The organism is uncultured Algibacter sp. (genome assembly GCF_947487605.1).
Lineage (GTDB): Bacteria > Bacteroidota > Bacteroidia > Flavobacteriales > Flavobacteriaceae > Algibacter_D.
Window position 1 is genome coordinate 151569 of record NZ_CANKXK010000004.1, and the last position, 23381, is coordinate 174949.

26 protein-coding genes and 1 tRNA gene are annotated in these 23381 nt (G+C 31.2%); 17 read left to right on the forward strand and 10 right to left on the reverse strand.

Features of this window, described 5'->3' with window-relative positions; translation table 11 throughout:
• Nucleotides 1–10 precede the first annotated feature (10 nt).
• From Q0739_RS06165 to Q0739_RS06200, 8 genes are all read left to right on the forward strand, one after another.
• On the forward strand, nucleotides 11–703 hold the full coding sequence (locus tag Q0739_RS06165) for a hypothetical protein (protein ID WP_366140773.1): 693 nt from the start codon (nucleotides 11–13) through the stop codon (nucleotides 701–703).
• Between the two features lie 3 nt (nucleotides 704–706).
• Nucleotides 707–2008, forward strand: a complete 1302-nt coding sequence (gene ftsA, locus Q0739_RS06170; RefSeq protein WP_298237834.1) for a cell division protein FtsA — start codon at nucleotides 707–709, stop codon at nucleotides 2006–2008.
• A 65-nt stretch (nucleotides 2009–2073) separates the two neighbouring features.
• The gene (ftsZ, locus tag Q0739_RS06175; RefSeq protein WP_298237835.1) at nucleotides 2074–4026 is read left to right on the forward strand and encodes a cell division protein FtsZ; all 1953 of its coding nucleotides are present in this window, start codon (nucleotides 2074–2076) and stop codon (nucleotides 4024–4026) included.
• A 169-nt stretch (nucleotides 4027–4195) separates the two neighbouring features.
• The gene (locus Q0739_RS06180; protein ID WP_298237836.1) at nucleotides 4196–4645 is read left to right on the forward strand and encodes a GatB/YqeY domain-containing protein; all 450 of its coding nucleotides are present in this window, start codon (nucleotides 4196–4198) and stop codon (nucleotides 4643–4645) included.
• A gap of 10 nt (nucleotides 4646–4655) precedes the next feature.
• Nucleotides 4656–4729: transfer RNA gene (locus Q0739_RS06185), tRNA-Arg, on the forward strand.
• 252 nt (nucleotides 4730–4981) lie between these two features.
• Complete coding sequence (locus Q0739_RS06190; RefSeq protein WP_298237976.1) at nucleotides 4982–5833, forward strand: zinc-dependent peptidase; 852 nt, start codon at nucleotides 4982–4984, stop codon at nucleotides 5831–5833.
• A gap of 82 nt (nucleotides 5834–5915) precedes the next feature.
• Nucleotides 5916–6335, forward strand: a complete 420-nt coding sequence (locus Q0739_RS06195) for a CBS domain-containing protein (RefSeq protein WP_298237837.1) — start codon at nucleotides 5916–5918, stop codon at nucleotides 6333–6335.
• Between the two features lie 110 nt (nucleotides 6336–6445).
• Nucleotides 6446–6862 (forward strand): CBS domain-containing protein, encoded by a 417-nt coding sequence (locus Q0739_RS06200; protein ID WP_298237838.1) that lies wholly within the window; start codon nucleotides 6446–6448, stop codon nucleotides 6860–6862.
• Here the strand turns inward: Q0739_RS06200 and rpe are convergent.
• The 3 genes from rpe to Q0739_RS06215 all read right to left on the reverse strand — a co-directional run bounded on the left by rpe (nucleotide 6859) and on the right by Q0739_RS06215 (nucleotide 9722).
• A complete protein-coding gene (gene rpe / locus Q0739_RS06205) occupies nucleotides 6859–7521 on the reverse strand; it encodes a ribulose-phosphate 3-epimerase (protein WP_298237839.1) in 663 nt (220 codons plus the stop codon). The genes Q0739_RS06200 and rpe overlap by 4 nt on opposite strands.
• Nucleotides 7522–7706: 185 nt before the next feature.
• Complete coding sequence (locus tag Q0739_RS06210) at nucleotides 7707–8570, reverse strand: sigma-70 family RNA polymerase sigma factor (protein WP_019387909.1); 864 nt, start codon at nucleotides 8568–8570, stop codon at nucleotides 7707–7709.
• Nucleotides 8571–8723: 153 nt separating this feature from the next.
• Nucleotides 8724–9722, reverse strand: coding sequence for a hypothetical protein (locus Q0739_RS06215; RefSeq protein ID WP_298237840.1), 999 nt, complete (start codon nucleotides 9720–9722; stop codon nucleotides 8724–8726).
• 138 nt (nucleotides 9723–9860) lie between these two features.
• On the opposite strand from Q0739_RS06215, the gene Q0739_RS06220 reads away from it, so the two are divergent.
• The 8 genes from Q0739_RS06220 to Q0739_RS06255 all read left to right on the forward strand — a co-directional run bounded on the left by Q0739_RS06220 (nucleotide 9861) and on the right by Q0739_RS06255 (nucleotide 15558).
• Complete coding sequence (locus Q0739_RS06220; RefSeq protein WP_298237841.1) at nucleotides 9861–10139, forward strand: hypothetical protein; 279 nt, start codon at nucleotides 9861–9863, stop codon at nucleotides 10137–10139.
• A 10-nt stretch (nucleotides 10140–10149) separates the two neighbouring features.
• Nucleotides 10150–10317, forward strand: coding sequence for a hypothetical protein (locus Q0739_RS06225; protein WP_298237842.1), 168 nt, complete (start codon nucleotides 10150–10152; stop codon nucleotides 10315–10317).
• Nucleotides 10318–10633: 316 nt separating this feature from the next.
• Complete coding sequence (locus Q0739_RS06230; RefSeq protein ID WP_298237843.1) at nucleotides 10634–11701, forward strand: helix-turn-helix transcriptional regulator; 1068 nt, start codon at nucleotides 10634–10636, stop codon at nucleotides 11699–11701.
• Nucleotides 11702–11825: 124 nt separating this feature from the next.
• Nucleotides 11826–12518 (forward strand): DUF6134 family protein, encoded by a 693-nt coding sequence (locus tag Q0739_RS06235; RefSeq protein WP_298237844.1) that lies wholly within the window; start codon nucleotides 11826–11828, stop codon nucleotides 12516–12518.
• Nucleotides 12515–13186 (forward strand): CPBP family intramembrane glutamic endopeptidase, encoded by a 672-nt coding sequence (locus Q0739_RS06240; protein ID WP_298237845.1) that lies wholly within the window; start codon nucleotides 12515–12517, stop codon nucleotides 13184–13186. The genes Q0739_RS06235 and Q0739_RS06240 overlap by 4 nt, the downstream gene beginning before the upstream one ends.
• Nucleotides 13183–14157 carry an NAD-dependent epimerase/dehydratase family protein gene (locus Q0739_RS06245; protein ID WP_298237846.1) on the forward strand — a complete coding sequence of 325 codons (975 nt, stop codon included), beginning with the start codon at nucleotides 13183–13185 and terminating at the stop codon, nucleotides 14155–14157. The genes Q0739_RS06240 and Q0739_RS06245 overlap by 4 nt, the downstream gene beginning before the upstream one ends.
• 6 nt (nucleotides 14158–14163) lie before the next feature.
• The gene (locus Q0739_RS06250; protein WP_298237847.1) at nucleotides 14164–14934 is read left to right on the forward strand and encodes an SDR family NAD(P)-dependent oxidoreductase; all 771 of its coding nucleotides are present in this window, start codon (nucleotides 14164–14166) and stop codon (nucleotides 14932–14934) included.
• A 120-nt stretch (nucleotides 14935–15054) separates the two neighbouring features.
• Nucleotides 15055–15558, forward strand: coding sequence for a hypothetical protein (locus Q0739_RS06255; RefSeq protein WP_298237848.1), 504 nt, complete (start codon nucleotides 15055–15057; stop codon nucleotides 15556–15558).
• A gap of 85 nt (nucleotides 15559–15643) precedes the next feature.
• Here Q0739_RS06255 and Q0739_RS06260 read toward each other — a convergent pair whose 3' ends face one another.
• A complete protein-coding gene (locus Q0739_RS06260) occupies nucleotides 15644–15955 on the reverse strand; it encodes a hypothetical protein (RefSeq protein WP_298237849.1) in 312 nt (103 codons plus the stop codon).
• Between the two features lie 106 nt (nucleotides 15956–16061).
• On the opposite strand from Q0739_RS06260, the gene Q0739_RS06265 reads away from it, so the two are divergent.
• Nucleotides 16062–16985 carry a LysR family transcriptional regulator gene (locus tag Q0739_RS06265; protein ID WP_298237850.1) on the forward strand — a complete coding sequence of 308 codons (924 nt, stop codon included), beginning with the start codon at nucleotides 16062–16064 and terminating at the stop codon, nucleotides 16983–16985.
• Here the strand turns inward: Q0739_RS06265 and def are convergent.
• From def to Q0739_RS06295, 6 genes are all read right to left on the reverse strand, one after another.
• Nucleotides 16982–17617: a peptide deformylase gene (gene def, locus Q0739_RS06270; RefSeq protein ID WP_298237851.1), complete on the reverse strand. Its 636-nt coding sequence runs from the start codon at nucleotides 17615–17617 to the stop codon at nucleotides 16982–16984. The two genes, Q0739_RS06265 and def, sit on opposite strands and share 4 nt — an antisense overlap.
• A gap of 29 nt (nucleotides 17618–17646) precedes the next feature.
• Complete coding sequence (rodA, locus tag Q0739_RS06275) at nucleotides 17647–18924, reverse strand: rod shape-determining protein RodA (RefSeq protein WP_298237852.1); 1278 nt, start codon at nucleotides 18922–18924, stop codon at nucleotides 17647–17649.
• Nucleotides 18924–20864 carry a penicillin-binding protein 2 gene (gene mrdA / locus Q0739_RS06280; RefSeq protein ID WP_298237853.1) on the reverse strand — a complete coding sequence of 647 codons (1941 nt, stop codon included), beginning with the start codon at nucleotides 20862–20864 and terminating at the stop codon, nucleotides 18924–18926. The genes rodA and mrdA overlap by 1 nt, the downstream gene beginning before the upstream one ends.
• Complete coding sequence (locus Q0739_RS06285) at nucleotides 20861–21217, reverse strand: rod shape-determining protein MreD (protein WP_366140775.1); 357 nt, start codon at nucleotides 21215–21217, stop codon at nucleotides 20861–20863. Before Q0739_RS06285 ends, mrdA begins: the two co-directional genes overlap by 4 nt.
• A 142-nt stretch (nucleotides 21218–21359) precedes the next feature.
• A complete protein-coding gene (mreC, locus tag Q0739_RS06290) occupies nucleotides 21360–22172 on the reverse strand; it encodes a rod shape-determining protein MreC (protein ID WP_298237855.1) in 813 nt (270 codons plus the stop codon).
• 21 nt (nucleotides 22173–22193) lie between these two features.
• A complete protein-coding gene (locus tag Q0739_RS06295) occupies nucleotides 22194–23222 on the reverse strand; it encodes a rod shape-determining protein (protein WP_298237856.1) in 1029 nt (342 codons plus the stop codon).
• Nucleotides 23223–23381: the final 159 nt, after the last annotated feature.

A 23381-nucleotide genomic window follows, 5' to 3' on the forward strand; every position in this document is an offset into this window, starting at 1 on the left:
TTTTATAAAAATGTTCGTGCTACTTGGTATAGTGGTCTTTCTTTTTGCTTTTGCAACAGTAAAAAATGCAGCCCGAGAAGTATCAAACCCGAACATAAAATTTGTGGGAGAGAACAATCTTTTTATAACTAATGAGACTGTTAGTAAATTGTTAATACAAAATCAAGACGGTGTTAAAAATGTGCTTAAAGAAACTTTAGATTTGAATCAATTAGAAGAAGCCCTAAATTCTAATCCGATGATTAAATCGGCGGAAGTGTATATATCTGTAAATGGAGGGCTTAATGCCGAAATAGAGCAAAAAACACCTTTAGCAAGAGTAAGTACAAATGCGTCTTATTATATTGATGACGAAGGTTCATTTATGCCATTGTCAAATAATTATTCGGCTAGAGTGCCACTAGTTACAGGTTATGTAGAAAAAAATAATTTGAAAAATTTATATAAAATAGTAAATAAAATAAAAAATGATGAGTTTTTAAGGAAACATGTTATTGAGATTCATCAAAATATAAATAATACTATTTACTTGAAACTACGGCGTTGTAATTTTATTGTTCAGTTAGGACGTCTAGAGTATTTAGATAAGAAAATTAATAACCTTAAAGTGTTTTATAAAAAGAACCTTAAAGAAAAAACACTTAATAGTTATAGTATAGTTAATTTACAATTTGATAATCAAGTCGTATGTACCAAAATATAAACAATGGAACATAATTTAGCAGTAGGGTTAGATATAGGAACCACAAAAATTGTGGCAATGATAGGTCGTAAAAATGAATACGGCAAAGTTGAGATTTTGGGTATAGGTAAATCTAAAAGCCTAGGTGTTCATAGAGGAGTAGTTAACAATATAACGCAAACAATTCAATCGATACAACAAGCTATTCAAGAAGCAGAGGTATCTGCCGATATGAAAATAGAAGGTGTTACAGTTGGTATTGCTGGACAACATATTAGAAGCTTACAACATAGCGATTATATAACCAGACCAAATTCTGAAACGGTTATAGATGAAGAAGATATAGATAGACTTATCAACCAAGTGCATAAACTAGTAATGCTTCCAGGAGAAGAGATAATTCATGTTTTACCACAAGAATATAAAGTTGATGGGCAAGCAGAAATAAAAGAACCTATTGGTATGTATGGCGGGAGGTTAGAGGCTAATTTCCATGTTGTTGTTGGACAGGTATCATCAATTAGAAATATTGGAAGATGTATACAAAGTGCAGGCTTAGACTTAGAAGGAATCACATTGGAGCCATTGGCATCAGCTAATGCAGTATTAAGTCAGGAAGAAAAAGAGGCCGGTGTAGCATTGATTGATATAGGAGGCGGAACTACCGATTTAGCAATTTTTAGAGACGGAATAATTCGTCATACCGCGGTAATACCATTTGGAGGCAATGTTATTACCGAAGATATAAAAGAAGGCTGTTCCATTATTGAAAAGCAGGCAGAATTATTAAAAATTAAGTTTGGTTCGGCATGGCCAGGAGAAAATAAAGATAACGAGATTGTTTCTATTCCAGGACTTCGAGGAAGAGAGCCTAAAGAAATCACACTTAAGAATCTGTCTAAAATAATTCATGCACGTGTTGTTGAAATAGTTGAGCAAGTTTACGTAGAAATAAAAAATTACGGGCACGAAGAACAAAAGAAAAAGCTTATCGCAGGAATTGTGCTTACAGGTGGTGGCAGTCAATTAAAGCATTTAAAGCAATTAGTTGAATACATTACAGGAATGGATACCAGAATAGGATATCCTAACGAGCATTTGGCAGGAGATAGCGACGAAGATGTAACGAGTCCGTTGTACGCCACAGCAGTAGGTCTTGTACTAGATGGTCTTAAGCGATTAGATAGGAAAAAAATTGAAGAGAACACAATAGAAGATCAAGAAGATATAGAAGAGGAAGTTAACGAAGCACCAGTAAAAGAAAGACGTTCATTTTTAGATAAGTTAACAGAGCGCGTTAAAGATTTTTTAGATAACGCCGAATAGATAGAATCATTAATCCATAGAATTAAAAGTAAAAATTAAGTATTAATACCAGTAAAAAAGAATTTATGAGCAGTAAAAAAGAATTCGAAAGCATCGCATTTGATTTACCCAAGAATCAATCAAATGTCATTAAGGTTATTGGTGTTGGAGGTGGTGGTAGCAATGCCATCAATCACATGTTCCAACAAGGCATTAAAGGAGTAGACTTCTACATTTGTAATACAGATGCACAAGCCCTACAAAGTAGTGGTGTACCTAACAAAATTCAATTAGGTCTTAACTTAACAGAAGGACTTGGTGCAGGGGCCAACCCAGAAATTGGAGAGCAATCTGCCGTAGAAAGCTTTGATGATATTTCTCAAATGCTAGACACCAATACTAAAATGGTATTTATTACTGCTGGCATGGGTGGTGGTACAGGTACAGGTGCGGCACCTATTATTGCTAAAATGGCTAAAGATTTAGATATTTTAACAGTAGGTATTGTTACCATGCCTTTTCAGTTTGAAGGTAAAATGCGTTTAGAACAATCGCAAAAAGGAATTGAAAAATTAAGAAATGTCGTTGATTCGTTAATAGTAATAAATAACAATAAGCTTCGTGAAGTTTATGGGAATCTTGGTTTTAAAGCCGGTTTCTCTAAAGCAGACGAAGTGCTATCAACTGCTGCTCGTGGTATAGCTGAGGTTATTACACACCATTACACACAAAATATCGATTTACGTGATGCTAAAACGGTATTGAGTAATAGTGGAACAGCTATAATGGGGTCATCGTTGGCATCTGGTCAAAATCGTGCTCAAGATGCGATTAGAAAAGCACTCGATTCGCCATTGCTTAACGATAATAAAATTACTGGTGCAAAGAATGTGTTATTGCTTATAGTTTCTGGTTCTCAAGAAATCACTATTGATGAAATAGGAGAAATAAATGATCATATCCAAAATGAAGCAGGACATGGAGCTAATATAATTATGGGTGTAGGTGAAGACGAATCCTTAGAAGAATCAATTGCAGTAACTATTATAGCAACAGGCTTTAATGTAGAGCAACAAGATGAAATTTCTAATACAGAAACTAAAAAAGTTGTTCATTCTCTTGAAGAAGAACAAGATTTGGGGGCTAATGATCGAGATCCTGTTATTATTACGCCAATCATTGAATTTGAAGAGAAAAAAGAAACACCAATTGTTCGTCATACTCTGGAAATAGAAGAAGAGGCTATTGAGGTAGAAAAGAAGCCAGTTAAGGAGCCAAAAAAATTCACTATTTCTAATGACACAGATATTAATCTAATTCCAACTTCAGAGATCTTAAAAGATATAGATGTAATATACGAAGAAGTATATTCTGGTATTCAAGAAGAAGAAGACTTCGTTATAAAACCTGTTACGGTAATTTCAGAGAAAGAAGATGAAGTATTAGAGGAAGAACAACAAATTACATTAACCTTCGATTTGCCATTGTCTTCAACAAATGAAAAGGAAGAGGTTGTTCAAGAGCCTGTAGTAAATAAGGATATTAAAAAAATTCCAGTAAAAGATTATATTGAACTTATTACAGTTACAGAAGCTAATGAAGAAGGAGAAGTGCGTTATGCACTCGACGATTATATTGAATTAGAATCTGCTATGAATACTAAAAAAGTTAAGAAGGCAGAAGTTGTTGAAGAGGAGATAGAGGAAGAAATTGTATTCGAAAAGAAAATTGTAGAGGAAGCAGTTCAAAAAGAGATCCCTTGTGATGAAATCGACCCTATGAATACGCCAATATCGCAAATGCTAAAAGAAAGAGCAGAAGAGCGTAGACGTAAAATGAAAGATTTTAATTATAAGTTTAACAATGCGAAAATTGATGATATTGAAAAAGTTCCAGCCTATAAAAGACAAGGTGTGAATTTAGATGAAGTAAAACATTCTTCAGAAACAGATATATCCAGAACAAGTATTGGGTTGGATGATAATGATGATATTCAATTAAGAAGTAACAATTCGTTTTTACACGACAATGTTGATTAATATAAAACATTACTAAACCTTACTTAGTTATGAACCCGAAAAGTTTCCCTCAGCTTTTTGGGTTTTAATTATTTAGCCTTTTAAGTTTAGTAAAAGATGAAACTTCTTTTTTCTTCAAGCTTCGTTCAACTAACTTTTTTTATCTTCGCAGTCTCTAATAAATATACCTATGAGTTTACAACAAGATGTTATGGTTGCTTTAAAAGAAGCGATGAAAGCAAAAGACCAGACGGCACTTACGGCTTTAAGAGCAGTAAAATCGGCTATATTATTAGCACAAACAGAAAGTGGCGCTAAGGAAGAATTAAGCGAAGAACAGGAGCTTAAAATACTTCAAAAGCAAGTAAAACAACGTAAAGATAGTGCTGCTATTTTCTTAGAACAAGGACGTGAAGATTTAGCAACTCCAGAGTTAGCAGAGGCTGAAGTTATTAGCCAATTTTTACCTGAAGCATTAACTGAAGAAGAAATTGAAAAAGTAGTTGTAATGACCATAGAAAGAATTGGAGCAGAGGGTATGAAAGATATGGGTAAAGTTATGGGAATGGTAAGTAAAGAACTTGCAGGTCAAGCAGATGGTAAAACCATTTCTAATATTGTAAGACAGAAATTGGCTTAAACTAAATCATGGCTGCGTAGTTCAACTGGATAGAATATCAGATTTCGGCTCTGAGGGTTGGGGGTTCGAATCCCTTCGCGGTCACGAATAAATAAAAGTCTAAACTTATAAAGTTAAGTTTGGACTTTTTCTTTTAAAAAACGGAGTTTTAAATGAAATGTAATTCCAAACTAGTAAAATTTTGCAATTCAGCATTATAGAAGTAGTAAACTAAGTACATTGAGGTTATACTATTCAGCCAATCAACTGCCCTAACTTTCAATCTTTTTACAGATTAAATTATTTTATGAGACTATATTAATGTAATTTCGGATAGATAAAATACGTTATTTATTGGTGTTACTATTAATTGTCATAGAAAAGTATAGTTTAGGAAGTAAAATAATACTAGGTATTTTCTTTGCCATTTTAGCTTATATGTTTGTTCATTTTGCAGTTAAAATGATAGAAATGGGTTACGTTTTAAAACGAAAAAAACCTTTTTATGTACACTTTTATTATTTCTTAAGAAAGCTTGATAATCATCAAAAAGCAATTTTAAAAAGTAATTTTTCATTCTATAATAAACTATCTGAGAAACATAAATCTTATTTCGAACACCGCGTTGCATCTTTTATAAAAGATAAAGATTTTATAGCAAGAGGTGGTTCTCCAATTACCGAAGAGATGCGTGTTTTAATTTCTGCAACAGCGGTTATGCTAACCTTTGGTTTTCGCGATTTTTATATTGGATTAATATCAAAAATTGTTGTCTATCCAAAGAAATTTTATTCTAAATCTAATGATTCCTATCACAAAGGAGAATTTAATCCAAAGTTAAAGGCTTTGGTCCTTTCATGGGAAGATTTTAAAAAAGGCTTTGATGTAAATGATGATAATTTAAATCTCGGAATTCACGAATTCACGCATGCTATTCATATAAATAGTATTAAAGAACGAGACATTAGCTCCACTATTTTTAGTGATACTTTCAAAGAGCTTTCTACTTTAATAAATAATAATGATACTTTAAGAAATCAAATAATAGCATCTAAATACTTTCGTAATTACGCCTATACCAATCAATTCGAGTTTTTGGCAGTGGCAATTGAAAATTTTATTGAAACACCCGATAACTTCCAAAATGAGTTTCCCGAAGTATATGATAAAGTAAAGCAAATGCTTAATTTTAATTTTGCTGGGTATTAAATAATTCAGAATGACTTTTATCATACTTTTTTATGTTATAGTTTAATAATTTTAAGGATAACTAAACTTAAAAATGAAAGTCATGATACGTAAAGCACCAATTTCAATGATAATGACGCAACCTGTTATTACATTAAATAAAGAAGACAATTTAGAAACAGCCGAACATCTTTTTAAAAACCGACATATTAGGCATATTCCTATAGTAAGTGGAGATGTAGTAGTAGGTATGCTTAGTTATACAGATTTATTACGACTTAATTTTTCTCAATTAAATGATGAAGAAAATACAGATTCTGATGTTTTTATACATAATATATTTTCTATAGAGCAGGTAATGATTCAGAAGATCGTTTCTGTATCATCATCAAGTTCAATAAAAGAAGTAGCCGAAATATTTGCAACTAGAGAGTTTCATGCCTTACCCGTAGTTGATAATAATAAATTAGTTGGTATAGTTACAACAACAGATTTAATAAAGTATTTACTAAAACAGTTTTAGTTGGCTTTATTTAATTACTCCAATGTTTTAAGTAAGCGACGGCTGATTATTATCATATTTTCCTAAGAGTTTAGTTACTAATTTTACTATACAATTTAAATAATAACATCATGAGAAATAGAACTCCAGTTTCAGAAATAATGTCAAAAGAAATAATAGCTTTAGATAGAACGGATGATTTAATTAGAGCAGAAATGCTTTTTAAAAGGCATAAAATTCGCCACATTCCTGTTGTAAGTGAAGAATCAATTATAGGAATGTTGAGCTATACAGACTTGCTTAAAATTAGCTTTGCAGACGCTACTAATGATGATCGTGATGTTGAAACTATAGTCTATAATATGTATTCGATTGAGCAAGTAATGACTAAAGATTTAATATGTGTTACTAGTAAGACTAGTATACGGGAGGTTGCAGAGATTCTTGCAGAAAAAGAGTTTCATGCACTGCCTGTGGTTGACGATTCTACTTTAGTTGGTATTGTAACAACTACAGATTTAATTAAATATTTGCTTAAACAATACTAAGAATTTGCTAAAGCCTTTAAATTTTTAATGGTTTCTAGCTGGTTGGTACTTTTAAATACATAGCTTCCAGCTACTAAAACGTCTGCTCCAGCATCAACTAATTCTTTGGCATTTTTATTAGTAACGCCACCATCAATTTCAATAAGTGTTGATGCTCCTTTGCGAGTAATTAATTCTTTTAGCTGTTTTACCTTGTTATAGGTGTTTTCTATAAAACTTTGCCCACCAAAACCAGGGTTAACACTCATGATACAAACTAAATCAATATCATTAATAGTGTCTTCTAATAAATTTATATTGGTATGCGGATTCAATGCAACACCAGCTTTCATTCCTTCAACTTTTATAGCTTGAAGCGTTCTGTGTAAATGTGTACATGCTTCGTAATGAACAGTTAAAATATTACTACCTAATTGAGCAAAAGTTTTTATATATCGATCTGGATCAACAATCATTAAGTGTACATCCACCGTTTTTTTTGCATGCTTCGTTATGGCTTGCAAAACAGGCATCCCAAATGAAATGTTCGGTACAAAAACACCATCCATTATATCTATATGAAACCAATCGGCATCACTATTATTTACCATCTCAACATCACGTTGAAGGTTTGCAAAATCGGCAGCTAAAATTGATGGTGCTATTAATTTAGAACTCATTATAAGAATGCTTTATTAAAGTTTCTGCAAATATATAGATAAAAATAGAAGTTTCTTCCCTTTGGGAAGATGGAAGATGTGAGAAAAATAAACCCTCGGTAATCAGCCGAGGGTTCTTTCATCAATCAAAAAACGAACAGTTATGTGTAACTGTTTGTTGTGGTAATTTAGTCGTAATTATATTACTATCCTAAATATGTTTTTAATATTTTACTTCTAGACGTATGTTTTAATCTACGAATAGCTTTTTCTTTTATTTGTCTTACACGCTCACGAGTTAAGTCGAAAGTCTCACCAATTTCTTCTAAAGTCATTGGATGTTGGTTACCTAAACCAAAATATAAACGAATAACATCTGCTTCACGAGGTGTTAAGGTTTCTAGGGCACGCTCAATTTCTGTACGTAGAGATTCGTGTAATAATTCTTTATCTGGATTTGGTGATTCACCGCTATTTAATACGTCGTATAAGTTAGAATCTTCACCTTCAACTAAAGGCGCATCCATACTTACGTGACGTCCAGAATTCTTCATAGACTCTTTAACATCGTTAATAGTCATATCTAACTCTTTTGCAATTTCTTCTGCAGAAGGTGGACGCTCATGACTTTGCTCTAAAAAGGCAAATGTTTTATTAATCTTGTTAATAGAACCAATTTTGTTTAATGGTAAACGCACAATACGCGATTGTTCGGCTAACGCTTGAAGAATCGATTGACGAATCCACCAAACAGCATAAGAGATAAACTTAAACCCACGAGTCTCATCAAAACGTTGTGCAGCTTTAATTAGCCCTAAGTTACCTTCGTTTATTAAATCTGGAAGGGTTAAACCTTGGTTTTGATATTGCTTAGCTACCGATACAACGAAACGTAAATTAGCTTTTGTTAACTTTTCTAAAGCTATTTGATCTCCAGCTTTAATACGTTGTGCTAATTCTACTTCTTCGTCTGCGGTAATTAAGTCAACTTTTCCAATTTCTTGCAGGTATTTATCTAACGAAGCGGTTTCTCTATTGGTTACCTGCTTCGTAATTTTAAGTTGTCTCATGTATTATCTTTTTATTTTAGAGGAATTGCAATTCTTTTCTATAGTTATACGTATGAATATCAAAAAATGTTACAAAACTTCAAAAATAATTTTTTATTCACTCTGTTTTTAAGACACAAATGTCTTTGAAAAGTCACATCGTGAATCGTTTTGTTACTCAAAACTAAAAGGATTATTTGCATTTATTTGATCACGCAGTTTATTAATTTTATGATGCATTCTGTTAAAAAACAGGGTTCTGTCTTTTTCTCCAGTGTTAGCTAGTAATTTAGAGTTATTCATAAATTTTTGATAGTAATCGTACATAAGGTCACAAGTTTCTTGATGTTCTATTTTGAAATAGGATAAAACAGTAAAAGGTGTGAAAAATACTTTTTGAAACGGGGTAACTACCATTATGGTATTACTCATGGAGTGTATTTCGTTTAGATATAAATGATAGCTCGATTTTTTTTTAGAACCGCTATGACTTTGTAATATGGCTTGTTCTTCAATATGCTTGATAACTTCTTCAATATCGTCACAAATTTTTAATGCAAGCTCCTTAGAAACAAAGCCAGATTCGAAATAGTAAATGACTTGTTGTAATGTTCCATTTATGGTAGTATTTGTCCATATTTCTGCAAGATTTATATTTTCATAACATTCAGCAGTTTTATAAGCGCTTTGTAATAATGATTCAGGAATAGTTCTTATAAATTTATCGAAAGTAATTTTGTTTTTGGTCATTTCTATATTATTGTCTTTCAGCCAGACATACATCTTGTAACGAGAAAGATAGGTATCTTTCAAGGTATGAAATACAGGGATATCTTTAGCCGCATATATCATTGATGCATTTTTTAATTGCGTCAAAGGATATAGATTTTCATAAGAAGAATTTAACCAATCTTCTAATCCTTTTTCATCATCAGGTCTAGGAGAAAGTTCAGTTACTATTGTGCTTTTACTGCCAACTTCAAATAACTTATTAAGAGAAATTTTATAGTATTTTGCAAGTTTTACGCTCTCTTCTAGTGATAAATTGGTTTTTAAATTGATACGTCTGTATGCGGCATCATAGCCTATGTCTAAAACATCTGCCATTTCATCTACAAACGAAGCATTTTGGGCTGATTTTTCCTTTAAATACTGGATGAATATTTTTTGCATTTTTTCAAAAATTACAAGTAGGAAAGTAGGTGGTTTTGTGAAAAATAAGAAAAATAAATTATTATTTCAACATTTTGGTCAAATGATTATCAATTAATGCAAAGTAAGTTTGTGCTATAATCTTTTAATAATCAAGTCATGGAAGCTTTAAACACAAATTCGAAACCACACTTAATACTTTTTTGGTCTGTCCCTAGTATTTCTATGGTTAAGGAATATAAAGCCAAATGCGAATTGCTTAGTCAAGCTATTAGAAACTTAAAATCTGTAGAAATATTAACTTATGAAAACAAGATTTTAAAGTTAGAGCAAATAGTTATCGATTCTGGGAAATTCTTCGGAATGGAAAATATTAAAGGCGAGTTTAAAAAACTGCTTTTGAATGTAAACAAAATTAAAAAAATTATCATCCTATAAACCTACCATCATGATTTCTAATAAAAATAAAAAATCAAACTTGTATCAGAAATTAATTTTGAAAACTATAGATACTTATGTTTACCATGTTGTTTTAAAAAAATCGTATAAGCAACAATTAGGAGAAAATTTAGCTTCACCATCAATTCAAAATTATAATTTAGGTTTGGCATCTTAAATTATAGTTTAGTTCTATTAATTAGAAACAAATCTGTTTATCTAGAATTCTAAATAGTTTGAATAGCAAGATGTTATAATAACTCTATTCAAATTTATCATTCAAAATTTTGTCGTTTTTTTATTATCTTCGTTTACGACAAAAAAATCTTACGACTTAAATTCTAACCAACCAACGTTTAAGATTAGATATTTAAATTGTTAGGTAAATTCAATTTTAAACATTTTAGGCTATTCTTTATATGGAATTTGTTTCCATTATTAATTTTTTTCTAATCGCAGGGGTAATACAAGGTTTTGGTTTTAACCTTGTAACCATGTTTGTGAAAAAAAAATGTGATAAAGTTATTGTCTTTCTTAATTTAACTGTTCTTTTTATCTCATTAAATAATTTACAAAGATGGTTAGTTTACACAGGGCATGTTTCAGATTTATTTTTAGTCCAACATTTTGAGGTTCCATGGTATTTAATGATTCTTCCAATGTTTTATGCTTTTGTAACGCATTTTTTACAAGTTGAGGAAAAAGTAAATTATTTTTTAAAATTCTCAATTTTTTTATTTGTTTTCGAACTATTAATTCGTCTTTGTTTTATCTCATACGTTTATTATGATGTGCCAGATAGAAACCCTAGTTTAATTTTAAAATATTCATTGATTGAGGATATGTTTAATTTGGTTTATAGCTTGTTTTTATTTGTTAATGCTAGTATAATCATTTTTAAAAGGCATCATTTAATTGCTTACATACTGTCATATGATGATTTAAATTGGATTAAATGGTTTATAAGAATGGGAGGCTCTGTAATTGGATTTTGGGCAGTAGCTTTAACTATTAAAGTGTTAAATGGAAATGATGATGCATACAAATTTTTAAACCTTAGTACCACTGTATTGCTTTATTGGATAGGCTATCAGGGGTTTTATAAATATAATGTAGTTCGAGATCGTATTTCTTTAAGAACATCTATTGAAACGAATAAGGTTTTAATAAACCCACATAGTAATATTGAGTTAATTAAAAGCTCAAATGATTTTTTTAACGAAAAACATCAAAACGATTTTAATAAAGTTAAAAGCCATATTATTAATAATAAGCTGTATCTAGACCCATTATTAAGTATGGAATCTTTGGCTATAGATTTAGGAATGAGCAAAAGTTATTTTTCAAAACTCATTAATTCATATAGCTCTTATAATTTTTCAGATTTCATTAATTCGTTACGTATAGAACAAGCCAAAAAGTTTTTATCTAATAATGACTTTAGTGAATACACTATTGTTGCCATTGGATTAGAATGTGGTTTTAATTCGAAATCAACCTTTTATTCTGCCTTTAAAAAATTCACTTCAGAAACTCCTTCTTCTTTTAGAGACAAGTTTTAATACATTTTTCATGTCCAGTATTATCGTTGGACATCCTATTTTTTCCAGTTTAGAGCATCTCGGATACTGTTATCACTAGCTTCAAATAGTTTTGGGTTAATCAATAATCTTAAAACTCTGCGAAATGATACCCATGCTAATTGTCTATTTGTTAAAGAAGTCACCATACGGCTCTGCTCTTCTAGTGAAATTAATTTCGATTAAAACCACAATTATCCGCCTGCTAATTTTATTTGCACTACTTGTTGTTACTAGTTCTTATGCTAATGGCAACAATCCTAATAACAAAACTATTGCCTATAAAGTAGTTAAGAATAATAAAAATATTGGCACTATAAAGGTTATTAAAATTTATAAGGACAATGCCATTACATATAAATTAGAAAGTAAAATTGAAGCAAAATATTTATTGAAATTTCATATTGTGGGAAGCGAACAATCCATATATAAAAATGGTGCCTTGGTTTATTCTTCGGTTTATAGAAAGGTAAATAATAAGGTGAAAGTAAATCATACAGTCGCTTTAAAAAACGGACAGTATACCGTGAAAACTAAAAATGAGGAAAAGGCTTTAGAATTAGAAACAATTTATAATAACCTAGTAACATTATATTTTAATGAACCAAAAAGGGTTAAATCTATTTACTGCGATAATATTAAGAAAAATGCACCAGTAGAAGTTTTAGAAAACGGTAAATACAAAGTAGAGTTTACACGTAGTAAGTATAATGTTTTTCATTATAAAGCTGGTAAGTGTATAAAGATTGAAGCTTTTAGTTCTTTGTTTGATGTTACTTTAATACCAATAAACTCATGAGTTATTCACAAATATTATGGGTTTTTATTGGTGTTAGCTTTTTAACCTATTTTTTAATAAGTCTGGTTTATAAAAGTCTAAATATTCAAAATCTAGAGAAAGCCCTGTTGAGTTCTAATGGTTTAAGACTATTAAACCTAAAACACATTCTTGGAATAATCTTTTTTGGTGTCCTGTTTAATATAATTGCTCCAGAGTTACGATTCTTGTTTTTAGGTATTGAGATTCCTAAGTTGCATATACTATTGTTAATTCTAATAGTAATTTTCTTAAGTGCCTATATATCTTATAAAGCAATTACAAACAAACAGATTGAAAATTTAGCAAGTGGGTATTTTAGTTTTCCTAGAATCTGTTGGTATTTCATAATTAGGTTTTTCTTTTTGTTTTGTTACGAATTCTTTTTTAGAGGCGTATTACTCTTCGAATTGTTAGAATTGACGTCTTTGTTTTATGCAATAACAGCCAATACCCTTTTATATGTTATAATTCACATTTTTGATTCTAAAAATGAGATACTTGGAGCCATACCATTCGGAATTATTTTATGCCTAAGCGCTTACTTTACAAACAGTATTTGGTATGCTTTCTTTATTCATTTAACACTTTCGGCTGTTTATGAAATATCAATGTTTTATTATTTAACCTTAAAAACTTCAAAATCATGAGAGTCTTTTTAACCGGCGCTACAGGCTATGTTGGTCATCAATTAGCACTAGAGCTTGCAAACAAAAATTTTACAGTACATGCATTAATTCGAAATATTGAATCTAGGAATATACCCGTACATACTAATATTAAAGTTTTTGAGGGTGATATATGCAACTATTCTTCAATTCGAAGGGCTATGAAAAAATGTGATTTTGTCTTTCATACAGCGGCGTATACTAATTTAAAATGCAGAAATATTGATAATTTTTTTAACACAAATGTATTTGGGACAGAAAATGTGCTTAAGGCAGCGTACATGTTAGACGTTAAAAAAGTTATTTATACCAGTACACTTTCAGTTTTTGGGCCTTCTTATAAAAGTATTCCCATTGAAGAAGCGCAACCTCGATTAGCTTCATTTACTAACGATTATGAGTTGACGAAAAGTATGTCTGAAGAAAAGGTCATGGAATATACAAAGAAAGGATTACCATGTATCATACTTAATGTAACAAGGGTATACGGACCAGGATTAAAAACGTTTTCTAACGGAGTTAATAGACTTATCTCAATGATTATTAAGAACAATATTTTATTAGTACCAAATAATCTTAAAGCGGCATCAAATTATGTGTTTATTGGAGATGTTGTTGATGCCCATGTTTTGGCTATGGAAAGTGATATTAAGAATGCTAAATATATAATTGGAGGAGAAAATATAGATTATGAAAATCTATTTCAAAAAATAAAAATAATAACTAAAAGTTCAACCAAGATTGTTAAAATAAATTTTAGTCTAGTAAAAACAGGACTTACTATTTTAAATGCATTTCGAAATCTTGTTGGTAAATCCTCCTTGATATCAGTAAATATGTTACAATCATTATTCATGAATCGGATTTCAACCTCAAAAAAAGCCATTTCAGAATTAAAATATATGCCTACTTCATTACAGATAGGCTTAATGGAAACTATTAACCAATTATAAAAAATCATGAAATCATATACATTAATAACAGGAGCAAGCACAGGTTTTGGGAAAGCCCTAGCTATAGAATGTGCACAGAAAAAGATGAATTTAATATTGGTTTCACTTCCAAATTCTGGACTTGTAGAACTAGGTAGCTTCTTAAAATCTAATTTTAAAATAAATGTGTTAACGTTCGAGATAGATCTTAGTACTAAAGAGAATTGCCATTTACTTTATAATGAAGTCAAGAAGAGTAAGGGGTCTGTAAAATATCTAATTAATAACGCAGGTGTATTAAGTAATGGATTATTTGAAAATTTAAGTGAAGACTATTTTTTAACACAAATTGATGTGAATATTACAGCTCCAACCTTACTTACCAAATTATTTATAGACGATTTTAAAACGAATTCGCCGTCAGGTATTTTAAATGTAAGTAGTATGGCAAGCTTTTTTCATTTGCCAAAAAAGCAAGTGTATAGTGGTACCAAGGCTTATTTGTTATCTTTTTCAAAAAGCTTAAGAAAAGAACTTAAAAAATACGGAATTTGGGTTTCTATTGTCTGTCCAGGCGGGATGAATACAACTACAGGGTTGTGTTTACAGAACAGAAAACTTGGTTGGGCATCCAGACAATCTATTTTAAATCCAGAAGACGCCGCTCGTGAAACACTTAAAAAATTTTTTAAACAGAAAGAGCTTATCATTCCAGGAACTATTAACAAATTATTTATGTTTCTTGATTCTGTTTTACCCACATCAATTAAAAACAAGCTTACTAATAGAGCTATTTAAGACTTGATAAATATAGTGTCTATTTAATCCATGAATCTGGACAACACGATATTTGGTTTATAAAATTCGGACTTATCTATCAACTTTAATTTAAAAAAAAACTTAACAAAATCAATAATCATGAAACAATTAAATAATCGAATTACAATCATCTCTCTTTGTTTTGCAATGCTTTGTGTATCATTAATGTATTCCCAAAATAAAGTTTCCAATAACCCTCCTTTTGTAAGAGTCTATAATATTGAAGGAAAGAAAATTGCAAAAGGGAAAATAGTTTTTCTTAGCGACTCAACTTTGGGACTTAAAAAATCGAATAAGTTGAAAGAAGTACCTGTAAAACAAATAGGTAAAATTAAGACGAAACATTCTGGAGGACATAATGTGTTAATGGGGTCTTTGTTTGGAGCTTCTTTTGGAGCAATTTTAGGTGTTTCTACAGCCGATCCTGATGCGTTATTAGGATATACAGCAGGAGAAGGTGCATTAGCATTAGGGGCTTTAGGAGCAGTTGGTGGTGCAGCAATTGGAGGGATGACCGCTGGGTTTAAAGAATCTGAAACTTTTATAATTAATGGTGATTATAAGAAAATCGAAAGTATAATTGACTTAATAAAGGAACATTGATTAATATAAATAAAAAGCCCATTAAATGATGACTTTAATGGGCTTTTCAAACTAACTCAAACTAACTAAACTAACTTTAATAATTTTAATCTTGTACCTGTATAGTAATGATACTTTCTATTTTTAATTTTTTTCCTTTTAATCTAGCATCTTTAAAATAGGCCTTTGCATCATGCTTTGCGTCAATAAGTTTTATTATTCTTTCGCTGTCATACTCACAAACATCGCTAGCATTTCCTTCAGTACGAGATAGTCTTTGTAACTTATGAAAATTGATTTTTATATCGAGAACAGAATTGATAACGTCTGCAGCTTCAGAAGCAGTAAAGCACCCATCTATAAGTTTAATTTCTTGATCTAAATTAATTTCTTTGGTTGCTATTGATTGTGTTTCCATAAATGTAAATTAGTTATAATGTGTTTTATATTATATAGCACAAAGATTATACATATATTTCATATATTTTTATTTATATTTATTATGAAATACATAAACAATATTTATGAATTATACATTGCATCAATTAGAAGTGTTTCTTAAAATAGCAGATTTTCAAAGTGTTACCAAGGCGTCTGAAGCGTTATATTTAACGCAACCTGCGGTATCTATTCAGTTAAAAAAATTTCAGGAGCAGTTCAAAATTCCATTATTTGAAGTTGTTGGTAGACGTATTTATATTACAGAGTTTGGAGAAGAAGTAGCTGAAGCTGCAAAAAAAATAATGGAAGAAGTTAAGCAAATAGATTATAAAGCACTGACTTATCAAGGTGAATTGGCTGGAAAATTAAAAATAGCGATTGTTTCAACCGCTAAATATGTAATGCCATATTTTATTTCAGATTTTATAAATGAGCATCGAGGCATTGATCTTACAATGGAAGTTACAAATAAAGCGTCTGTACTAAAAGCTTTGGAAAATAACGAAGTCGATTTTGCCTTAGTTTCTACCATTCCAAAAAAGCTAAAAATTAATAGAATAGAGCTCATGAAAAATCAATTATTCATGGTAGGAGGAAAGGATTATAAAATGAAGGGTGACTACTTATCTAAAGCGGAGTTTCAAAAATTACCACTTATATATCGCGAGCAGGGTTCGGCTACGAGACTAGCCATGGAAAAATTTATAGATTCAAAAAAAGTATCAACTTATAAAAAAATGGAGTTAACATCCAATGAGGCTTTAAAGCAAGCTGTTATTTCTGGATTAGGTTTTTCAATAATGCCATTAATAGGTATAAAAAATGCCGTTGCTATTGGAGATTTGCAAATTATACCAGTAAAAGGACTTCCTATGGTAACCAATTGGAATTTAATTTGGCTTAGTTCTAAAAACATGTCCAACATTGCCAAAAGCTTAATAGACCACGTTAACGAAAATAAAGAAGCTATTATTGCTAAACATTTTGGCTGGTTGAAGCGGCATTAATTTGTTTGCTCAAAATCACTTCGGTCTTTCTCTAAATGATCTAAATATAAAATCCCGTTTAAATGATCTATTTCATGCTGAAAAATAACAGATGTAAATCCATTAATAGTTTCAATTTTGCGGCTACCTTCAAAGGTGTTATAATTAATTTTAATTGTTTGAGATCTTATTTTTAGAGTATCACTTCGGTTGGGAATGGATAAGCAACCTTCTCTAACGGTTTGTCTTTCATTTGAATAGTCAATAATTTTTGGATTCAAATAAACTTCAAAAGGGTAGTTCTCTTTGTCAAAGCGCTGTACCACAATAATATTTTTTAAAATACCTACTTGTGGAGCGGCAATACCAACACCCATAGACATACTGTCTCTTACCGTTGCATAAAGCCGTTTTACCAAATTAAGTAAAATAGGATTTTTTGGGTTTGGTTTTATGTAGCTACTTTTAGTTCTAAGCAACAAAGAATCTGTCTTGTTATTAATCTTATAAACCCGCATAGGCTTTAAGCTATCAGCACTCATGATTAAAGCCTTTTCTTCGGAAGAAAAAGACCTTTTTATTGTGTTTTTAGAATTATGACATCCAAAAACTAAAACCAAACCTAATATCAATATTAAATGTTTTCCCATCATAGTGATATAATTAAGTATCGCTTAGCGACTTACCATTCGTTAATTTTGTTAGAATCAAGTTTAATAAATATAAAAAGTAAAATAGTAAATGCCCAAAGCCCTGAGCCACCATAACTAAACATAGGTAATGGAATACCAATGGTAGGGATTAGCCCCATAACCATGCCTATATTTATTAAGAAGTGCATGAAAATAATTGCAGCTACGCCATAACCATAAACCCTGCTAAACTGCGATTTTTGAAGTTCTGCCAAATGTAAAATACGGATTATAAGCAACACAAAAATAATAACAACTAAGGCACTTCCAAGAAATCCCCATTCTTCACCTACTGTGCTAAAAATGTAGTCTGTATGTTGTTCTGGAACGAATTTCCCCGTTGTTCTTGTGCCTTCTAAAAAGCCTCTACCCGTAACACCACCAGAGCTAATTGCTTTTTCAGACTCATTAAGGTTATAAGCAAATGTTTTTTTCATCTGCTCTAATTTAACAGGATCTTTTTCTAAACGTAACCATAGGCTAATACGGTCTTGCTGATGCGGCTGTAAAATGCTTTGATAGAAAAATTTAACACCAACTGCTAATCCAATACACATTATTAACATAAATAGTGATTGTAAAATAGGAGGTTTTTTTTTGCTTAAAAAATGATAAGCAATTATTAAAATAATGGATACTATGGACGTTATAATTGCACCAAATTTTAATGAAAGAACCGATAATAATATAGCTATAACGACTAGGTTTAAATAGATTTTAGGTAAACCTTCTCTATATAATACAAAAAAGAAAGCTGCATAAACTACAGTGCTTCCAGTATCGTTTTGTAGGAGTACCAAAAAGGCTGGGATAACTATAATGATAAAAGTTTGTATCTGATCTTTTAAGCGTTTAATATCGGTGTTTAAATCGCTAACATATTTTGCAACTGCCAGCGCTGTAGCTGCTTTGGCAAATTCACTAGGTTGTAAGGTCATGCCGCCAATGGCATACCACGATGTAGCGCCGTTAACGTTTTTTCCAAAAAGGAAGAGACCAACTAAAGAAAGCATGGAAATAATATAAATAATACTTGAGAAACGCTCGTAAAACTTTGCTTCAATTGAAAGTATGATAACAATTAATCCAAAGGTTAAGAGTATGAAAATGAGTTGCTTTCCATAAGGTTGTGAAAAATTAAAGTAGTCTATTGTATCTCCGGTATGCGACGCCGATAAAATATTTAGCCAACCAAAGCCAACTAATAATAGAAACAGGATTATGGTAATCCAATCGAACTTAAAATATTTATTGGTCTCTCTAACCATTAATTTTTCTTGTTATTGATTTTGTTTAATTGTTTTTTAAGCCGATTGTATTCTGTCTCATCAACAACTTGAATAGTTGTCTCACCATTTATTCTAAATGGTTCTCCAGTATAAGGTTTTGCATATTCATTTTCTAAACTATGTTTTAAAATCCATTCTTCCAGATCTATTCTTGTTATATCTCCTTTAATATATTTTTCTATTATTAAACTAGCAATTCTTCCTGCAAATCGACTTCCCCAGTAACCATTTTCTACAAATACTGCCAAAGCAATTTTTGGGTTGTCTTTGGGTGCAAAAGCAACAAAAATAGAATGGTCTGTTAATTGTGTTTTTACACCATTAATTTTCATAAAATTTTCAGCAGTACCTGTTTTACCGCAAATATCTATATCTTTTACGCGAAGTGTTGCGGCGGTACCTTTATTATATACATCAAACATGCCTTGTATTACAGGGTCGAAATGACGTTTGTCTATAGTAGTTTGCTTTGGAGTTGTGTAATTTTCGTCTATGGTTTCTCCATCAATATTTTTTATAATATGTGGCGTATAAAAGTACCCCCTATTAGCAATTGCAGCAATCATGTTGGCTAATTGTATAGGTGTAGCTTCAACTTCACCTTGACCAATAGCGTTTGAAATATTATAGGTTGATGCCCATCTATTTTTGCCGTACCATCTATCATAAAAATCGCCGTCTGGGATACGTCCTTTATTACCAATTTTTAAATCGTAGCCTAAATAATTTCCTAAACCGAAACTCTTAACATGGTTACTCCAAGCATTCATGCCGTCATAGGGCTTCTCATATTTATCAATGATGCGTCTGTAGACATTTGCAAAATAAGCATTGCAGGATTGCGCAATGCCATCGGTCATTCCTAAAGGGCTTGAATGATGATGACAACCTGTTAGCCTTCTGCTTCCTAAATAATACCCCATTCTACAACTAAACCTGTCTTGAGTAGTCACAACTTCCTCTTGTAGGCCAATGAGTGCATTTAAAACTTTAAAAGGAGACCCTGGTGGGTATTGAGCCTTCAAACTTCTATCGAATAGAGGTTTTGCAATAGTATCGTTATACAGTTTTGTGAAGTTTCTAGAACGTTCTCTACCCACTAATATATTTGGGTTATAAGAAGGAGCAGAAACCATAGTTAGTATTTCGCCACTGCTAGGTTCTATAGCAATTATACCACCTCGTTTGTTTTGCATTAAAAGCTCGCCGTAAGCCTGCAAAGTTGCATCAATGGTTATAGTAATGTCTTTACCTTGTTCGGGAATGGTGTCGAATATACCTTCTTTGTATGGGCCAATATTTCGGTTAAATCGATCTTTTTGAATGAACTTAATTCCTTTAACGCCTCGTAGCGTATTTTCATAAGATGCTTCAACACCTTGTTTTCCTATAAGGTCACCCATTCTGTAATATGGGTCTTTCTTTATTATAGCATTATTTACCTCACCAATATCGCCCAAAACATTGGCTCCAATGGAAGTTTCGTAGTGTCTTAATGAGCGCTTTTGGATGTAAAATCCTTCATATTTTCGCATTTTTTCCTGAAGAACTGCGTAGTCTTCTTTGGAAAGATGTGAAACAAAAACAGATGGTAATCTGGGCGAATATCGATAGCACTTATTATAGGTTTTAATAAACTTTTCTTTATCAATTTTTAGTAAAGAACAAAATTCTAGTGTGTCTAAAGGTTCTACCTCACGGGGGATAACCATAACATCATAAGATGGTTGGTTGGCCACTAAGAGTTCACCATTTCTATCGTATACAAAACCTCTTTTTGGATAATCATAAACTTTTCTAATAGCATTATCTTCATACAGATTATGTGTATTAGAGGTGTAAACTTGTAAATAAAATAATCTAGCAATAAAAGTAAGCCCAACTATAATGACAGATAAGAAAAGAAGAAGTTTTCTCATTTGTTTTCTCGACTAAAAATAACACTTAATAATAAACACAGTATAATAGTAAATATACTTGAGAATAACGTTTTTTGAAGGACTAAAAGTATTCGAGAGGCACTAAATATTTCCAGAGAAAACAATATTATATGATGCAAAATGGTCATTATAGCAATGTATGTGAACTTAGACCCAAATTCTACAGCATTAAGTTTCATGGTTTGATGCTCATATTGCATACCAAAGGAGAATTTGAGAATTACAGGTCTTGCATAAGCTATACTCAATGCCGCTGCTGCATTAATGCCGCCAGAATCTAAAAATAAGTCGACAGTTAATCCTAATAAGAAACTCAAGAAAATAAAGAGCATTCTATTATTTTTTAGTGGATATAAAATGATGAATAGGATATATATATACGGATTTATATATCCCAAGAAATTAATGTGATTGCAAATTAATACTTGTGTTAGAGCAAGAATTATAAACCTAAAAATATTTAAGGAAACAACATTATTCATCTAGTAATTTTGTTATTTCTGGTTTATCAATATTTTGTATCACGTAGACGTGTTCAAGATTGGTCATATCATTAAACAACCGCACGTTTATTTCGTAAAAATTTTCAGCTTGGTCTAATTTGAAATCTTCAATAACTCCTATTAAAACATTTTTTGGAAAAATAGAAGAACGCCCAGATGTAACAATAGTATCGCCTACTTGTACAGGTGCTATTTTAGGAATATCGATTAATTGAACCAATTCTGGGGATTCAGAATTCCAAGTTAACGTTCCAAAATGGTTGGTTTTTTTTAATTGTGCACTAATTTGACTTGTCGTATTAAGTACCGAAATAACCGTAGCGTAACCATTACTAGTTCTATCAATAATACCAATAATTCCTTTTGAACTAATAACACCAAAATCTTGTTTAATACTGTCTTTTGCCCCTTTATTGAGGGTTAGTAAATTATTAGTAGAAGAGTAGCTATTCTTTATAATATTGGCTGGGGTGAATTTATATAAGCTTGTAAACTGTATGCTGTCAAAATAAACGGAGTCTTTCTTGCTTTCTGAACCGTACAAAACCATCCTTAGCCTATTATTCTCTTCTGCTAATTGCTGATTTTGTGATTTTAAATTGAAATAAGAACTAATATTGTTTATGGAATTATAAACGCCACCTGTTAAAAAGTTTGCCGAGTTTATAAACTTACTTTTATGATATGAATGTGACTGAATTGTAAATAAAATAGAAATAGAAAAGAGTAACAAGAACAACAGAAAGGTTTTGTTTCTTATAATAAAGTTTATAATCTGTTGCATGAATTAAACCTCTTTATGCCTTTATTTTATCAATACACTTTTGTATTTAGGTAAATTTTTAAGTGTTATTCCCGTTCCTCTTACTACAGCACGTAAAGGGTCTTCTGCAATATAAACGGGTAGGTCTGTTTTTTGAGATAGTCTTTTGTCTAATCCGCGTAACATAGATCCTCCACCTGCTAAATAGATACCAGTATTATATATATCTGCTGCTAATTCTGGAGGTGTTTGCGATAACGTTTCCATTACAGCATCTTCAATTCTTAGTATTGATTTATCTAAAGCTTTAGCAATCTCGCGGTATGAAATTGATACTTGTTTTGGTTTTCCAGTTAATAAATCACGCCCTTGAACACTCATGTCTTCTGGAGGTAATTCTAAATCTTCAGTTGCTGCACCAATCTGGATTTTAATTTTTTCAGCAGTACGTTCACCAACATATAAATTGTGTTGTGTTCGCATGTAATAAACAATATCGTTGGTAAATACATCTCCTGCAATTTTAACCGATTTGTCGCATACAATACCACCTAAAGCAATAACAGCAATTTCTGTAGTACCACCACCTATATCAACCACCATGTTTCCTTTAGGTTGCATGATGTCTACACCAATACCAATGGCAGCAGCCATAGGTTCATGTATTAAATAAACTTCTTTACCATTAACACGTTCTGCACTTTCTTTTACGGCACGCATTTCTACTTCAGTAATACCGGATGGAATACAAATAACCATTCTAAGCGCTGGTGTGAAAAACTTTTTCTTTAAAGCAGGTATATTTTTAATAAACATACTTATCATTTGTTCTGAGGCATCAAAATCGGCAATAACACCATCTTTTAACGGGCGAATTGTTTTGATGTTCTCATGAGTTTTTCCTTGCATTAAACTAGCTTCCTGTCCAACTGCAATAATTTTCCCCGTAGCTCTATTTCTTGCTACTATGGAAGGTGCATCTACAACAACCTTGTCGTTATGAATAATAAGTGTGTTTGCAGTACCTAAATCTATTGCAATATCTTCTGTTAGGAAGTCAAAAAAGCCCATGTGCTATAACTGGTTTAAGAGGTTTAAAAACTAATCTTGTAAATGTAATAAAAGTTGATAAATATCTGTGACATTTATGTCTCATATATTTAACAAAATTCATTACTCTTTTATACGTTCAAACATCCTTTTTGGATGGCTTGAAATTATATTAATTCT

Excerpts from the sequence above, each read along its gene's own strand:
- ftsZ (WP_298237835.1), top strand. The coding sequence starts at position 2,074 with ATGAGCAGTAAAAAAGAATTCGAAAGCATCGCATTTGATTTACCCAAG.
- Q0739_RS06250 (WP_298237847.1), top strand. The coding sequence starts at position 14,164 with ATGAAATCATATACATTAATAACAGGAGCAAGCACAGGTTTTGGGAAA.
- Q0739_RS06195 (WP_298237837.1), top strand. The coding sequence starts at position 5,916 with ATGATACGTAAAGCACCAATTTCAATGATAATGACGCAACCTGTTATT.
- Q0739_RS06235 (WP_298237844.1), top strand. The coding sequence starts at position 11,826 with ATGATACCCATGCTAATTGTCTATTTGTTAAAGAAGTCACCATACGGC.
- rpe (WP_298237839.1), bottom strand. The coding sequence starts at position 7,521 with ATGAGTTCTAAATTAATAGCACCATCAATTTTAGCTGCCGATTTTGCA.
- Q0739_RS06165 (WP_366140773.1), top strand. The coding sequence starts at position 11 with ATGTTCGTGCTACTTGGTATAGTGGTCTTTCTTTTTGCTTTTGCAACA.
- ftsA (WP_298237834.1), top strand. The coding sequence starts at position 707 with ATGGAACATAATTTAGCAGTAGGGTTAGATATAGGAACCACAAAAATT.
- Q0739_RS06180 (WP_298237836.1), top strand. The coding sequence starts at position 4,196 with ATGAGTTTACAACAAGATGTTATGGTTGCTTTAAAAGAAGCGATGAAA.
- Q0739_RS06210 (WP_019387909.1), bottom strand. The coding sequence starts at position 8,570 with ATGAGACAACTTAAAATTACGAAGCAGGTAACCAATAGAGAAACCGCT.
- rodA (WP_298237852.1), bottom strand. The coding sequence starts at position 18,924 with ATGGTTAGAGAGACCAATAAATATTTTAAGTTCGATTGGATTACCATA.
- Q0739_RS06260 (WP_298237849.1), bottom strand. The coding sequence starts at position 15,955 with ATGGAAACACAATCAATAGCAACCAAAGAAATTAATTTAGATCAAGAA.
- Q0739_RS06255 (WP_298237848.1), top strand. The coding sequence starts at position 15,055 with ATGAAACAATTAAATAATCGAATTACAATCATCTCTCTTTGTTTTGCA.
- Q0739_RS06295 (WP_298237856.1), bottom strand. The coding sequence starts at position 23,222 with ATGGGCTTTTTTGACTTCCTAACAGAAGATATTGCAATAGATTTAGGT.
- Q0739_RS06245 (WP_298237846.1), top strand. The coding sequence starts at position 13,183 with ATGAGAGTCTTTTTAACCGGCGCTACAGGCTATGTTGGTCATCAATTA.
- Q0739_RS06230 (WP_298237843.1), top strand. The coding sequence starts at position 10,634 with ATGTTTGTGAAAAAAAAATGTGATAAAGTTATTGTCTTTCTTAATTTA.
- mrdA (WP_298237853.1), bottom strand. The coding sequence starts at position 20,864 with ATGAGAAAACTTCTTCTTTTCTTATCTGTCATTATAGTTGGGCTTACT.
- def (WP_298237851.1), bottom strand. The coding sequence starts at position 17,617 with ATGATGGGAAAACATTTAATATTGATATTAGGTTTGGTTTTAGTTTTT.
- Q0739_RS06265 (WP_298237850.1), top strand. The coding sequence starts at position 16,062 with ATGAATTATACATTGCATCAATTAGAAGTGTTTCTTAAAATAGCAGAT.
- Q0739_RS06200 (WP_298237838.1), top strand. The coding sequence starts at position 6,446 with ATGAGAAATAGAACTCCAGTTTCAGAAATAATGTCAAAAGAAATAATA.
- Q0739_RS06240 (WP_298237845.1), top strand. The coding sequence starts at position 12,515 with ATGAGTTATTCACAAATATTATGGGTTTTTATTGGTGTTAGCTTTTTA.
- mreC (WP_298237855.1), bottom strand. The coding sequence starts at position 22,172 with ATGCAACAGATTATAAACTTTATTATAAGAAACAAAACCTTTCTGTTG.
- Q0739_RS06215 (WP_298237840.1), bottom strand. The coding sequence starts at position 9,722 with ATGCAAAAAATATTCATCCAGTATTTAAAGGAAAAATCAGCCCAAAAT.
- Q0739_RS06285 (WP_366140775.1), bottom strand. The coding sequence starts at position 21,217 with ATGCTCTTTATTTTCTTGAGTTTCTTATTAGGATTAACTGTCGACTTA.
- Q0739_RS06220 (WP_298237841.1), top strand. The coding sequence starts at position 9,861 with ATGGAAGCTTTAAACACAAATTCGAAACCACACTTAATACTTTTTTGG.
- Q0739_RS06225 (WP_298237842.1), top strand. The coding sequence starts at position 10,150 with ATGATTTCTAATAAAAATAAAAAATCAAACTTGTATCAGAAATTAATT.